The sequence below is a fragment of the Duncaniella sp. C9 genome, assembly GCF_004803935.1.
Lineage (GTDB): Bacteria > Bacteroidota > Bacteroidia > Bacteroidales > Muribaculaceae > Duncaniella > Duncaniella muris.
The window spans coordinates 3,010,908-3,025,344 of sequence record NZ_CP039547.1 but is presented as its reverse complement, the minus strand read 5'-3'; the positions used below and the strand labels follow the sequence as shown (position 1 = coordinate 3,025,344).

The following is a 14,437-nucleotide window of genomic DNA, read 5'->3' as shown; positions in this document are numbered from 1 at the left end:
GGCGATGTGTCAGCGACAGTAAAAACAGCAGCAGTCATCACGGCATTGTAACAGAAATGAAAGAATCACTCAGATTATCGCTTTCCCAGAAACTCCAGCAGAGGCTCTCGCCCCTGCAGATGCGTTTTGTGCGTATGCTTGAGATGACCGGTCCGGAAGTGGAGGAAGAGGTAAGGCGCGAGCTTGATGACAATCCGGCGCTTGAGATTGCCGACCGCAGTGACAGCGAGACCCCGGAGGATGATTTTCACGAAAGTGCCGAAGAGATGCAGCTCGCAGATTACAAGGACGAAGACGAGATTCCGGCCTATCGGCTTGAAGCGCGTAATTCCTCGCGTGATGATGTCTATTATGAACCGGTGGCCGTAGCCGGAGAGAATTCCCTCGGAGAATGGCTCATGAACCAGTTGCGGGAAACCGATATAAACGACACTGAACTTCTTGCTGCCGGTTATATTATAGGGAATCTTGATGACAACGGTTATCTGACCCGCACGCTCCCGCAGATTCTCGACGATCTTGCAATAAATGCAGGGCTTGAACTGACTATGGAGCAGCTTGGTGCTGTAGCCGACCGCATCCGAGCCCTTGATCCGGCTGGAGTTTGTGCCTATGACCTAAGAGACTGCCTGTCACTACAACTCAAAAGGCTTGAACCAACTCCCTCACGTAAAATCGCTCTGGAGATAGTAGATTATTATTTCGACCTTTTTTCTCTGCGGCATTACGACCGTCTCGGAGCGGCATTGGGCATTGACCGTGACAGCCTGCGGGATGCAATCGACGTGATCCGTTCGCTCAATCCAAAGCCAGGAGGCATTATCGGTGACAGTGACGCCGATGTACGCTCGCGGCATATAATACCCGACTTCAATGTAGAAGTAGACGGTGACAGTATCACCCTGACGCTGCTTAACAACATCCCTGATCTCACTATCGAAAAGAGTTTTTCTGCCGATGGCGAAAGCTTTTCAGTGGCTTCGACAGCCGCCTCACGGAAGGATGCGATGGCGTTTGTCAGCCGCAAGCGTGAGGATGCCACAGACTTCATTGATCTGCTGCGCCTGCGCCAGCAGACTCTCTACAATGTCATGGCGGCGATAGTCAGACTTCAGCGCGATTTTTTTGTCAGCGAAGACGAGACTCGCCTGCGGCCCATGATTCTCAAGGATGTCTCGCGCGAGACAGGCTATGACCTTTCAGTGATCTCAAGAGCGACGGCCGGCAAATATGTCTCGACCCCTGTAGGCATCTATCCATTGAAATTCTTTTTCAACGAGCGTGTAGGAGGAGATGATGAAGAGACATCCTCGCGTGAGATCCTTGCAGTGATTCGCGAGATCATCGAGGGTGAGGACCCGCTCCATCCGTTCAGCGATGACGCGCTTATGAAAGAACTCAACGACAGGGGCTACGAGATAGCCCGACGGACAGTATCGAAATACCGCGAGCGCCTTGGCCTGCCGGTGGCGCGTTTGCGGAAAGGCATATAGCATGAATTAACGTTATATTTATAATCAGAGAATAATGAAAAGAATTTCGGAAATATTGTCGGTCTTGTTTTCTCCGCTGCTGGTTCCCACCTATGGCATGATCCTGGCCGCATTTCTTACCATACTTAGATATCTGCCGGTCAATCTTCTTTGCACGGCTGTCGGAATAACTTTTGTCATCACCTGTCTGATTCCAGTGTCTATCATCATGGCACTCTTCCGGTCAGGCATGGTCTCTGATCCGGGGCTCAACGAGCGCAAGGAGCGATACTTGCCCTACGGAGCTGTGGTGCTCTGCTATCTTGGCTGCGGATTTTTCTTTTTCAAGGCGAGCGCCCCGCTGTGGCTGCCTATGTTCTTCGCCGGTGCCGCACTGGCAACGGTGATAAATGTCGCGGTCAACTACTGGTGGAAAATCAGTGCCCACGCAGCAGCGATGGGCGGACTTGTGGCCCTGCTGTTCAGAATCGTAGCATCGCACTACGCACTCTATAATATGAATCTCTGGCTTTCGACCGTTATAATTCTGGCAGGGGCTGTGATGACCGCCCGTGTATATCTCGGACGCCACACATTGTGGCAGGTGCTTGCCGGATGCGCCAATGGATTCATCTGCGTATATCTGATGTCAATGCTCTGAAAAATTTAACCTCTACATATTAATAAATTAACATATCATGAAACCGATCGTAAGTATAATAATGGGAAGCACCAGTGATCTTCCCATCCTCAAGAAAGCCGCCGATTTCCTCAACCAGATGGAGGTGCCGTTTGAAATGAACGCACTGTCGGCCCACCGCACACCGTCGGAAGTTGAAAGTTTCGCCCACGGAGCGCAGGAAAGAGGCATCAAAGTCATCATAGCCGCCGCAGGCATGGCAGCCGCGCTGCCGGGAGTGATCGCGGCGATGACACCGCTGCCCGTGATCGGCATTCCTATCAATTCGACTCTCAGCGGCATGGACGCACTTTATTCGATAGTCCAGATGCCTCCGGGCATCTCAGTGGCAACAGTCGGGATCAATGCCGGCATGAATGCTGCCATCACAGCCGTGCAGATTCTCGCTCTTTCCGATCCTGCACTTGCCGAACGCTATGAAGCTTACCGCGCGACCCTTTCAAAGAAGATCGTCAAGGCCAACGAGGAACTCAAGGATGTTAAATATGACTTTAAGGTCGACTGACAGATGACAGAAAGCAAATCAAAGACACTTGATTTCAACTATCGGCGGAGAGCCACCTGGCCAGTGAAAGTCGGGAATGTCACTATTGGAGGCGACAATCCCGTGCGCCTTCAGTCAATGACATCGACAAGCACTATGGATACCGACGGTTCCGTGGCTCAGATCAAGCGGATAGCTGATGCCGGAGCAGAGATAGTGCGTCTGACAGCCCAGGGAGTCCGTGAGGCTGAAAATCTGGCTGAAATTTCAGCCAGACTCCGGGCCGACGGCTGCTCGGTGCCACTTGTTGCCGATATACATTTCAATCCGCGGGCTGCGTTTGCCGCAGCCTCACGGGTTGAAAAAGTGCGCATCAATCCAGGCAATTTCGTTGATCCTGGCCGTGTATTCAAAAAGATCGACTATACCGATGAGGAATATTCAGCCGAGATCGAAAAGATAGAGGAAGGGCTGGTTCCGCTCCTCGACATATGTAGGGAACATTCCACCGCCTTGCGCATCGGTGTCAACCACGGATCACTTTCAGACCGCATCATGAGCCGCTACGGCGATACGCCGGCCGGAATGGTGGAAAGTGCTCTTGAATTTCTGCGTGTCTGTCTGCGCCACGACTTCCGTGATGTGGTTATCTCGATAAAGGCATCGAATGTCTGCGTGATGGTCGAGACCGTGCGCCGTCTTGTCGATGCGATGGCCAGGGAGGACATGCACTTCCCGCTTCACCTTGGAGTGACAGAGGCCGGTGATGCCGAGGACGGACGCATAAAATCAGCCGTCGGCATCGGTAGTCTGCTTGCCGAAGGCATCGGTGACACAATCCGTGTATCGCTCAGCGAGGAACCGGAATGTGAGATCGAACCGGCAACCGGCATCGTCAAGTTCATCGCTTCGCTTTCTTCCGGACCGGAAGTCGCGGCAGTCACTGTCGGAGAGGATTATGACAGCTATAAACCTTCACGGCGCAAAAGCCGCTGGACTGACAGACTTCCGCAGGTTGTTGGCCTTGATATTGACCCCGATTCATTATCCGGAGCCTTGGCGCTCAAGGCTGAAGACGGAATCGCACCTGAGCTGATTGAGGAGCTTAAGGCTGATTCTGACCGCGTGGTAGTGCTCGGTTCCGAAGTCTCCAACGCGCTTGGCCACCTCAGGGCATTCCTTACCGTGCTGAAGAGCGAGGGGGTGGAAAATCCGGTGATTGTCTGTCGGGATTACACCGGGCTCAGTGAGCAGGAGCGCACAATTGCAGCATCGGTTGAATTCGGTTCGCTGCTGCTTGCCGGTTTTGCCGACGGAGTCTGGATCAAAGCCTCCGGCGAAAGCCGCGAGCGGCTGACAGCGCTTGCTCTGAATATACTTCAGGCCACCAGACTGAGAATCTCGAAGACCGAATTCATATCATGTCCCGGCTGTGGCCGTACGCTCTACGATCTACAGTCCACACTGCGAGAAATCAAAGCCGCTACCTCGCATCTCAAGGGATTGAAAATCGGAGTCATGGGCTGTATAGTCAACGGTCCGGGCGAGATGGCCGACGCCGACTATGGATATGTAGGTGCCGCCGCCGGTAAGATAAGTCTCTACAAAGGGAAAGAGTGTATTGAAAAAAATATTCCTGCCGAAGAGGCTATCAGCCACCTTGTCAGCCTTATCAAGGCCAATGGTGACTGGGTTGAACCGTCAGGCCCGGTGCGATAAAAAACTGCGGATGGAGATAAACGAAAAATATATGCGCCGGGCACTCGATCTCGCGCGTCACGGTCTGCTTGACGCATCGCCCAACCCGATGGTCGGAGCGGTCATCGTGGGGCGTGACGGGCGGATCATAGGCGAGGGATGGCACCGCCGTTGTGGCGAAGGTCATGCCGAGGTCAATGCCGTGGCCTCTGTCAGAGACAGGGAGAGTCTGCTGGACTCTACTATGTATGTCACTCTCGAACCTTGCTCCCACTATGGCAAGACGCCGCCTTGCGCCGACATGATAATAGAGCATGGCATACCGCGGGTGGTGGTCGGTACGGCCGATCCATTTGCCAAGGTATCAGGCAGGGGTATAGCGCGGATGAAAGCAGCCGGGATTGAGGTGGTCACTGGAGTCCTTGAAGACGAATGCCGTGCTTTGAACCTCAGGTTCATGACCGCTCATGAGAAACAGCGTCCGTTCATCACCCTCAAATGGGCGCAGAGCCGCGACGGTTTTATCGACGGAAAAATCTCAACACCGCTCACCTCTATGCTCGTGCACAAACTTCGGGCCACGCATGATGCCATCCTTGTGGGGAGCGGGACAGTGCTTGCCGACAATCCGTCGCTCTCAACTCGTCTCTATGCCGGAAAATCGCCGGTCAAGGTAGTGCTTGACAGGCGCAGGCGCGTCGGACCTGAAGCCGGAATATTCAAAGGTGATATCCCGGTGATCATGATGTCGGATTATGGATCGCTCGGAGACGCCATGTCGGAACTTTACCGTAAGGGAATCACATCAGTCCTTGTGGAAGGCGGAGCCCAGGTGCTCGAATCGTTCATGAAAGAGGACCTCTGGGATGAAATCAGGGTGGAAATCTCGCCGGAGTGTATCAATGGCCGTGTGAAAGCACCCGATCTTATCCGACTCCCGTTTGTTATAGACAGTGAGACTGTTGACGGTCATCGAATCATAACATATAGAAATTAGAAAATGGAAATAATAAAGGCCAGAAAGGCTGACGCACCTCTGATAGCCCGTTCAATAATGGATGCAGTGGGAGCGGAAATATGTGAGAACCTTGCAGGCGAAAACAGAACGCTTGCAGATGTGGAACGCCTGTTCACCACGCTGGCTGAAAGAGATGACAGCCAGTACAGCTATCTCAATACACTTGTGGCAGCCGATGATGACGGAAAGGCTGTAGGAGTCATAGTGTCCTATGACGGGGCTCAGCTCGCCGAACTGCGCAAGCCGTTTTTTGAGCTTGTCAAGACTGTCCTTGACAAGAACCTTGATGATGTCGAAGATGAGACTGATGCTGATGAATTTTATCTTGACACACTGGCAGTGCTTCCCGAATACCGCGGGCAAGGCATAGCCGCGATGCTGATTAAGGGAGCTGTGGAGAGAGCGGCTGACGCAGGCAAGCCGGCCGGACTGCTGGTTGACAAAGACAATCACCGTGCGCGCCGTCTATACGAGCGTGTAGGTTTCCGCGCGGTAGGAGAGCGTCCGTTCTGTTACGTCATGATGGACCATATGCAATTCAAAGGCTGATGGTAATCAAGAAAATTTGCCGCATAGCGGTCACCGCCGTTATTTTTCTGAGCGGGGCTGTCTCGGCCTCTGCCTTTCCGCTGCGTGTCAGCGGCATTGACTCAGTCAACACCGCAATCCTTATCCGCGATCTGCGTTTCGGCGCGGATATAGTTTCGGAAAACGTAGACAGGTCACTGATTCCGGCGTCAGTCATGAAGTCAGTGACCGTAGGGTCGATGCTGAACCTTGCTGATACGAGCGAATGTTTCATCACACCCGTGGTGGCCGATGGAAGCATCAGTGACGGAGTGCTTTCAGGCAATATCGTGGTCAGAGTCTGCGGTGATCCGACAATCGAATCACAGTTTCTGCCGTCATCCCAGGGCTTTGCCGACAGCATTGCCGCCGGTCTGCGCCGGCTTGGCGTCACATCCGTCACCGGCGATGTCATAATTGACTCCTCCGATTTTCCAGATGCCACTACTCCTCCGGGATGGATGGACGAGGACATACCGTGGCCATATGGAGCCAGACTCCAGGGAGCCAATTTCCGCGACAACAGATTCAGACTGCGTCTGCCCTCGAAAGAGACTGAGCCTTTTGTGCCTGATCTGAAATTCTCCTATACGAATCCAAAGCGCCGCAGGGTCAAGATAGACCGCAAGGACGGATCCGAGACCTTCATTGTCAGCGGGAATCAGCGTCGCGGACTCAACGACGTGTTCTCCATGCCCAATCCGTGGAAAGCCATGCGCCATGAGATAGTGACCGTGTTGCTTGACAGCGGGATTGAAATCGGAGGCAACAAGACCGCCTCTTCTCAGGACTCATGGACTGTCTATGAACATCATTCGCCGAGCCTCGGAGAAATCATGCGCAGCCTGATGTTCCGGTCAGACAATCTTATGGCAGAAGGGATTCTGCGGGCCATCACCCCTGGGGGCACCCGCGAGGATGCCATAAAGGAAGAGATGGCGGTGTGGTCTCTGTCAGGAATCAGCCCTCACGGCGTAGTGATCAAGGACGGCAGCGGACTCTCGCGTGACAACCGTCTGACAGCGCGTTTCCTTGCCGGAATCTATCAGTATATGATCACAGATTCTTTCGGCGGTGACTACAGTTCGCTCTTCCCTCGTGCCGGATATGACGGCACGATGCGCAATTTCCTTTTGGGGACCTCTCTGGAAGGGCGCGTGGCCATGAAGACCGGTTCGATGAGAGGAGTGCAGAGCTATGCGGGCTATCTTTTTGATGAAAACGGCCATCCGACCCATGTGATAATTTTTATGGTCAACAATTTCCGTTGCAGCCGTGCGGCGTTAAAAAATGACATAGAGAGATTGTTATTAGAAAAATTTGACGTAAGTTTGCAGTCTGAAAATCTTTCAGAGGAAGAGACTATAACTGAAAATCCGAATGATGAACAATGATATGACCGGCCTGCTGAACCTGGCCTACGAGATAGAGGGATTGCTGTTGCTCCGGATCAACCGCGGCGACGAGACTCCGTCTGAAATGAAAGAGCTGCTTGCCGGCAAGGCAAAGCTGCTTGCCGATGCGCTTGCAGCCTGCGATGCCGCGGTAGTCTGTGACGCTCCGGCAGCCGATGCCGATGCCGCGGTTGAGGAGCAGGAGGCCGAAGCCGAGGCTGAGATTCCCGCCGAGACAGCGGCTGTCAGCCATGAGGATGCCGATGTCCGGACTCCGGAATCTGAAATAGCGGAAAGCGCCGAGGCTGAAGAAAAGGCCGATGCCGATGAGGCGCCGTCAGGACTGACTCTTGACGAAAAACTTGCCCGCGAACGTGCGGCTGATATTTCAAAGGCTTTCACTCTGAATGACCGCTTCCGTTTCTGCCGTGAACTTTTCCGCAACTCAAACGAGGAGTTCAAGGAGACACTTGAAGTGATAGGCTCGATGGCCGATATGGATGAAGCCGAGGAATATTTCTACAACGATCTCTGCTGGGATTCAGAAAAGGAAGAGGTCAAGGAATTCATGGCTATAGTCGCAAAACATTTCTGATGGGCAGACTCTATATAGTTCCTACCCCGGTCGGTAATATGGCCGATATGACACCGAGAGCCATCGAGGTGCTTAAGAGCTGTGACCGCATCTATGCCGAGGACACAAGGACTTCGGCAGTGCTTCTGCGCCATTTCGAAATCACCACCCCCTGTTCGAGCCATCATAAGTTCAACGAACATGCCACAGTAAGGCCGATCATTGACCAGCTTCTTGCCGGAGAGACAGTTGCGCTGATCTCGGATGCCGGCACTCCGGGCATCAGTGATCCGGGATTTCTGCTGACACGTGAGTGCCGGCGCGATGGAATCGAGGTGGAAACCCTGCCGGGTGCCACGGCTTTTGTGCCAGCGCTCGTAAATTCAGGGCTTCCTACAGACCGATTCACATTCGAGGGATTTCTACCGCCGAAAAAGGGCCGTCAGACAAGGCTGGAGAAAATCGCCGCCAGTGACTGCACCTCAATCATCTATGAATCGCCGCTGAGGCTTGTGAAGACACTTGAGCAGCTTGCAGTGGCTTGTGGCGGAGAGCGAGAGGCTTCTGTCAGCCGTGAGATCTCGAAACTGCATAACACCACCGTCAACGGAACGCTCGACGAACTGAAGAATTACTTCACAGAAAACATTCCGCGAGGAGAAATTGTTATAATCGTAGGTGCACGGGATGATAAGGCACCTAAGGTACATAAGAATAAATATAGACAAAACTCACATTCAACAACAGATTTATGAAAAAGCTTGCAACCTTGGCAGTTATTGCTACTGCAATACTCAGCGCCTGTAACGGAGGTAAACTTCGTGAAGCCGAAGCTCAGAATGAACAGCTGAAAGGCGATCTTTGTGAGACGCTTGCCACCCAAGACAGTCTTCTGGTTCTTGTCAATGACATTTCAGACGGCATGAATCAGATCAAAGATCTCGAAAAGATCATCTCGACTCCCGGCTCACTCGGTGAATCGGTGTCACGCAGAGACCAGATCAAGAATGACATGATCGCCATACAGAAAGCTCTTCAGGAGCGTCGCGAACGTCTTGCCGAACTCGAAAAGAAACTTGCCGACAACGGCGGTGAGAGCAGCACTCTCAAACGTACAATCGCAAATCTGAAAGCGCAGATGGCCGAGCAGCAGACTGAAATCGCCACTCTGACAAATCAGCTTGCGAGCGCCAACATCCGAATTGAAGAACTTAACAATCAGGTGACTCATCTGAACAGCGACGTTGACTCGCTCAACACCGGTCTGACAGCAGAACGCGAGCAGAAAGAAGCCGCGCAGGAAGCTGCCAATGCCGCTACCAACGAACTCAACACTGTATATTATGCCATTGGAACCGGTAAGGAACTTAAAGAAAAGAAGATTCTTCAGTCCGGTTTCCTCCGCAAGACCAAAGTGATGGAAGGCAATTTCGACATGAGCTATTTCACCGCCGGTGACCGTCGCACCCTCGCCGAGATCCCCACTCACAGCAAGAAGGCCAAAGTGCTCACCTCTCAGCCCAAGGGTTCCTACACGATCGTTGACGTCAATGGTCAGAAAGTAATAAGAATTTCAGATCCAGCAAAATTCTGGCAGCTTTCAGACTTCCTGGTGATCGAGGTTGACTGATGACCGGCTCGGATTGATAAAAAATATCATTATATACATACTTACCTATCGGGAGTTCGCGCTCCCGATTCTTTTCATTTTAATACCATATCATTCAATCCAATGCATCAAAGATCAATCTATCTGACAATGCTCGCATTAAGCGCATCCGTAGCCACAAAGGCAGAGAACCCCGATGCAGTCTTTCAGACTTATCCCACCTATTCCGGTGAGGATCTTGAACTGACAGTGGACAGCAAGGGAACACACTGGCGTCTGTGGTCGCCTAAAGCTCAGGCGGCAAGAGTGATTCTCTATGACAGTGACCGAAACACACAAGCTGTGGATACTATTGACATGACCCGCGGCGAGGGTGGAACTTGGGTTGCGGCAGTGCCGCGTCAGCTCTACGGCTCATTCTACACCTTCTCGATTCTCGACAACGGCAAGTGGCTTGACGAAACTCCCGGAGTCTGGGCCAAGGCTGTCGGTACCAACGGCCACCGTGCGGCGGTGATCGATTTTGCCGCCACTGATCCGGAAGGGTGGGAGAGCGACAAGGGCCCGGCCATCGCACATATCAACGATGCCGTCATCTATGAGATGCACCACCGGGATTTTTCGGTCGACCCGTCATCCGGTATAGTCAACAAAGGAAAATTTCTCGCTCTGACCGAACCGTCAACCACCAGTCCTGACGGCGAAGCAACCGGAATTGACCATCTGAAAGAGCTTGGCATCACGCATGTCCATATTCTTCCGTCATACGACTATAACAGTGTCGACGAAGCAAATCTGCCTTCCAACCAGTATAACTGGGGTTATGATCCCTACAACTACAATGCGCCCGAAGGCTCCTATTCGACCAATCCGGCCGATCCGTCAGCAAGAATCCGAGAAATGAAAGAGATGGTCAAGTCGCTGCATGACAACGGCATCGGAGTGATCATGGACGTGGTCTACAATCACACTGCCGACAATGACAACTCCAATTTCTCTCTGACCGCTCCCGGCTACTATTACCGTCACCGTCCTGACGGCAGTTACAGCGATGCGTCGGGCTGCGGCAATGAGACAGCTTCTGACCGCCGGCAGATGCGCGACTTTATTGTCAACTCTGTCAAATACTGGGCAAAGGAATATCACATTGACGGATTCCGCTTTGACCTGATGGCCATTCATGACATCGAGACAATGAATGAGGTGGCTGCCGCGCTGAAAGAGATCAATCCTGATATTTTTGTCTATGGCGAAGGCTGGACAGCAGGTGACTCGCCTCTGCCTGTCAGCCAGCGCGCTTTGAAAGAGAATGTCAGCAAGATGCCTCAGGTGGCGGTGTTCAGCGATGACATCCGTGACGCTGTCAAGGGGCATTATACCGATGCCTCTGACCGCGGATTCGCCACCGGTAAGCCCGGACTGGAAGAGACTGTGAAGATCGGTATTGTAGGTGCCACAGCCCATCCGCAGGTAGACTATTCAAAGGGCAACAACTCTAAATTCGCCTATGCCTCGGTTCCGACACAGATCATCAACTATGTTTCGTGTCATGACGATCTGATGCTAACCGACAAACTGCGCAAGTCGATGCCTGACGCAAGCGAGGCCGACCGTCAGCGCGCGGCACGTCTGGCCCAGACCATAGTGTTCACCTCGCAGGGCACACCATTTATGTTTGCCGGCGAAGAGATTTTCCGTGATAAGAAAGGAGTCCACAACTCCTACAAGTCGCCTGACTCGATCAACGCTATCGACTGGAATCTCAAGCATGTCAACCGCGAACAGTTTGACTATTACCGCGAGCTGATCAAGCTGCGCAAGGAGCATCCTGCATTCAGAATGGCTACAGCCGATCAGGTGGCCAGGCATCTGAAATTTGACAATGTCAAGGAACCGAATCTCATTTCCTATTCACTGAAAGACCATGCGAACGGCGATCAGTGGAAAGAGATCAAAGTGGTGTTCAACGGAGCCGATGAGGCCCGTGAAGTGAAGATTCCGCGCGGCAAGTGGCTTGTGATCGCTGATGACGGCCACATTTCCGCCTCAGGACTTGGCGAAAGCAAGGGCGGCAGAATGACAGTGGCTCCGCGCTCGGCTCTCATACTCGCCTTGCCGCAGTAGAAGATTGTTTTTCCGGCAATCTTTACAAGATATAGGCCCCGCGCTTCAGAAGCCTTCAGCTTCCGGAGCGCGGATTTTTTATGCTGATGTTTTTAGGGTAGTGGAAAATTGAGTATATTTGCGGAATATTGAAATTAGTTACTTATCTGAAAAAGCAAACCGTCGTGGATAACAGAAAGAAACCTACCGCCATCCTGCGTATGCACTGTCCGGATCAGCCCGGAATCATAGCTGTAATAACAGATTTCATCACAACAAACAGAGGAAATATCATCTATCTCGACCAGTATGTAGACCGTCAGAACGGCATATTCTACATGCGCGTAGAGTGGGAGCTTGAAAACTTCATGATCCCGGCCGAAAAGATCGATGAATATTTCAACACCCTTTATGCCCGGCGCTATGAACTGACCTACCGCATCAGTTTCTCCACCCGCAGGCAGCGTATGGCTATCTTCGTCGGCAAGATGTCACATTGTCTCTACGATATGCTCGCGCGCCATATGGCCGGCGAGTGGGATGTTGATATTCCTGTGATCATCAGCAATCATCCTGATCTCGCTATAGCCGGAAAGCAGTTCGGCATACCGTTCGAGCACATTCCGGTCACACGCGACAACAAGGAGGAAATGGAAAAACGTGAGTTTGTGATACTTGACCGGCATAAGGTTGATTTCATAGTGCTTGCCCGTTACATGCAGGTGCTTTCAGAGGATTTCATCAGGCGATATCCTAACCGCATCATCAACATACACCATTCCTTCCTTCCGGCTTTTGTAGGAGCCAAGCCTTACCATCAGGCCTATGAGAGAGGCGTGAAACTCATCGGAGCCACGAGTCACTATGTCACAGCCGACCTTGACGCCGGACCGATCATAGAGCAGGACGTGGCCCGTATCTCACACAAGGATACCATCGATGAACTTGTCAAGAAAGGCCGTGATCTGGAAAAAATAGTGCTCTCGCGGGCCGTTGAAAAGCATATACAGCGTAAAATACTGACATATAACAACAAAACCGTTGTGTTCAGCTGATGCCTGCTCGGCGTTGCTGCGAAAAAGGCGTGAAAAAATAGCAAAATTTTCATTGTCAGGATATAGGAAAAATTGAAAATAATGATTACTTTTGCAGTTGTGTTGGCCAAGCAGGAGAGCCTGGCATCACAATTACAATATCCGATAGGAAATTCTCAAACTTCCAAAATTCAGAAAACCACTCATGGACAGCAACGAAAAGAAAAGCAAACGCCCGCGAATCGGAGTTCGCCCCATCAATTCAGACAGTGTAGAAAACCGCAGTGACTTCTCATCACAGGAAGGTGGACATGAGGGCCAGGAACGCCAGGAACGTCATCAGTCTTCCTATGGCAACAGCTCTTATGGCAACAACCGTCCATATCAGCCGCGTCCCTATAACAACAATCGTCAGGGCGGCTATAACAACAACCGTTACAACAATAACAACCAGGGCGGTTATAACCGTTACAACAACAATAATAACCGCTACAACAATAATTATCAGCCCCGTCCGCAGGCTAATCCCCAGCTCGAAGGAGAGCCTCAGACTTCACCCGAAGGAAGCGTGAACGCAACTTCATCAGAAGGCGAAAACGCAGGCGGAGGCTATCAGCCCCGTTACAACAATAACCGTTATAACAATCAAGGCGGCTACAACAACAATCGTCAGGGCGGCTATAACAACAATCGCCAGGGCGGCTACAGCAACAACCGTCAGGGCAGCTACAACAACAACCGCCAGGGCGGCTACAACAACAACCGTCAGGGCAGCTACAACAACAACCGCCAGGGCGGCTACAACAACAATCGTCAGGGCGGCTACAACAACAATCGTCAGGGCGGCTATAACAATAACCGTTATAACAATCAGGGCGGCTATAACAACAACCGCCAGGGTGGCTATAACAACCAGAACGGCTACAACAACCGTCAGGGTGGATTCAAAAAGCAGGCTCCCCGCCAGAACCAGTATGGAATGCCGCAGGGAGGTCGCAGCTTCACTCCGCGCCCCCGCCGCATAGAATATGAAATGCCGCTGCCCGATCCAAATGAACAGATCCGTCTCAACAAGTTCATGGCCAATGCAGGTCTCTGCTCGCGCCGCGAAGCTGATGAATTCATCCAGCAGGGTCTGATCAAGGTCAACGGCAATGTTGTCACCGAACTCGGAACAAAGATCTCACACAGCGATGTGGTTGAATATGATGAAAAGGTAGTGGCACTGGAAAGCAAGTGCTACATCCTGCTCAACAAGCCGAAAGACTGCGTGACCACCAGCGATGATCCCAACGGACGTCTGACTGTGATGGATCTCGTCAAGGGAGCCTGCGACGAACGCATCTACCCCGTAGGCCGTCTCGACCGCAACACAACCGGTGTGCTTCTGCTTACCAACGACGGCGATCTCGCTTCCAAGCTGACCCACCCCAAATATGTCAAGAAAAAGATCTACCATGTCTGGACTGACAAAGATATAGCCGAAGAGGATATGCAGCGTATTGCTGACGGCATTGAGCTTGAAGACGGACCTATCCACGCCGATGCTATCTCATATGCCACCGACACTGACCGCAACCAGGCCGGTATCGAGATCCACTCCGGACGCAATCGCATCGTGCGCCGTATCTTTGAAAGCCTCGGCTATCACGTGACCAAGCTCGACCGCGTTTACTTCGCCGGACTCACCAAGAAGAACCTGCCCCGCGGTCGCTGGCGCTATCTGACCCAGGAAGAAGTAAACTTCCTCAAAATGGGCTCGTTTGAATAATCATTACTAATCA

The 14,437-nt window shown here is 52.2% G+C and carries 13 protein-coding genes; all 13 read left to right on the top strand.

All coding sequences use genetic code 11. The features are described 5' to 3' along the window. Positions 1–56 precede the first annotated feature (56 nt). A complete protein-coding gene (gene rpoN / locus E7745_RS12830; RefSeq protein WP_123399200.1) occupies positions 57–1,493 on the top strand; it encodes an RNA polymerase factor sigma-54 in 1,437 nt (478 codons plus the stop codon). Between the two features lie 34 nt (positions 1,494–1,527). Continuing rightward, positions 1,528–2,133 (top strand): phosphatase PAP2 family protein, encoded by a 606-nt coding sequence (locus tag E7745_RS12825; RefSeq protein WP_136408993.1) that lies wholly within the window; start codon positions 1,528–1,530, stop codon positions 2,131–2,133. A 37-nt stretch (positions 2,134–2,170) separates the two neighbouring features. Further along, the gene (purE, locus tag E7745_RS12820) at positions 2,171–2,677 is read left to right on the top strand and encodes a 5-(carboxyamino)imidazole ribonucleotide mutase (protein WP_107032864.1); all 507 of its coding nucleotides are present in this window, start codon (positions 2,171–2,173) and stop codon (positions 2,675–2,677) included. Between the two features lie 3 nt (positions 2,678–2,680). Next, positions 2,681–4,375 carry a (E)-4-hydroxy-3-methylbut-2-enyl-diphosphate synthase gene (gene ispG, locus E7745_RS12815; RefSeq protein WP_107032865.1) on the top strand — a complete coding sequence of 565 codons (1,695 nt, stop codon included), beginning with the start codon at positions 2,681–2,683 and terminating at the stop codon, positions 4,373–4,375. Positions 4,376–4,385: 10 nt separating this feature from the next. After that, a complete protein-coding gene (gene ribD / locus E7745_RS12810; protein WP_136408992.1) occupies positions 4,386–5,351 on the top strand; it encodes a bifunctional diaminohydroxyphosphoribosylaminopyrimidine deaminase/5-amino-6-(5-phosphoribosylamino)uracil reductase RibD in 966 nt (321 codons plus the stop codon). A gap of 3 nt (positions 5,352–5,354) precedes the next feature. Then, complete coding sequence (locus E7745_RS12805; RefSeq protein WP_136408991.1) at positions 5,355–5,921, top strand: GNAT family N-acetyltransferase; 567 nt, start codon at positions 5,355–5,357, stop codon at positions 5,919–5,921. After that, on the top strand, positions 5,921–7,333 hold the full coding sequence (gene dacB, locus E7745_RS12800; protein ID WP_136408990.1) for a D-alanyl-D-alanine carboxypeptidase/D-alanyl-D-alanine-endopeptidase: 1,413 nt from the start codon (positions 5,921–5,923) through the stop codon (positions 7,331–7,333). The genes E7745_RS12805 and dacB overlap by 1 nt, the downstream gene beginning before the upstream one ends. Beyond that, a complete protein-coding gene (locus E7745_RS12795) occupies positions 7,320–7,928 on the top strand; it encodes a hypothetical protein (RefSeq protein ID WP_123611150.1) in 609 nt (202 codons plus the stop codon). The genes dacB and E7745_RS12795 overlap by 14 nt, the downstream gene beginning before the upstream one ends. Then, positions 7,928–8,662, top strand: a complete 735-nt coding sequence (gene rsmI / locus E7745_RS12790) for a 16S rRNA (cytidine(1402)-2'-O)-methyltransferase (RefSeq protein WP_107032870.1) — start codon at positions 7,928–7,930, stop codon at positions 8,660–8,662. The genes E7745_RS12795 and rsmI overlap by 1 nt, the downstream gene beginning before the upstream one ends. Next, the gene (locus E7745_RS12785; RefSeq protein ID WP_107032871.1) at positions 8,659–9,537 is read left to right on the top strand and encodes a hypothetical protein; all 879 of its coding nucleotides are present in this window, start codon (positions 8,659–8,661) and stop codon (positions 9,535–9,537) included. The genes rsmI and E7745_RS12785 overlap by 4 nt, the downstream gene beginning before the upstream one ends. A gap of 129 nt (positions 9,538–9,666) precedes the next feature. Next, positions 9,667–11,640: a type I pullulanase gene (gene pulA, locus E7745_RS12780; RefSeq protein WP_136408989.1), complete on the top strand. Its 1,974-nt coding sequence runs from the start codon at positions 9,667–9,669 to the stop codon at positions 11,638–11,640. A gap of 164 nt (positions 11,641–11,804) precedes the next feature. After that, a complete protein-coding gene (gene purU, locus E7745_RS12775; RefSeq protein WP_255575962.1) occupies positions 11,805–12,674 on the top strand; it encodes a formyltetrahydrofolate deformylase in 870 nt (289 codons plus the stop codon). A 184-nt stretch (positions 12,675–12,858) separates the two neighbouring features. Beyond that, on the top strand, positions 12,859–14,424 hold the full coding sequence (locus E7745_RS12770) for a pseudouridine synthase (RefSeq protein WP_136408988.1): 1,566 nt from the start codon (positions 12,859–12,861) through the stop codon (positions 14,422–14,424). Positions 14,425–14,437 lie beyond the last annotated feature (13 nt).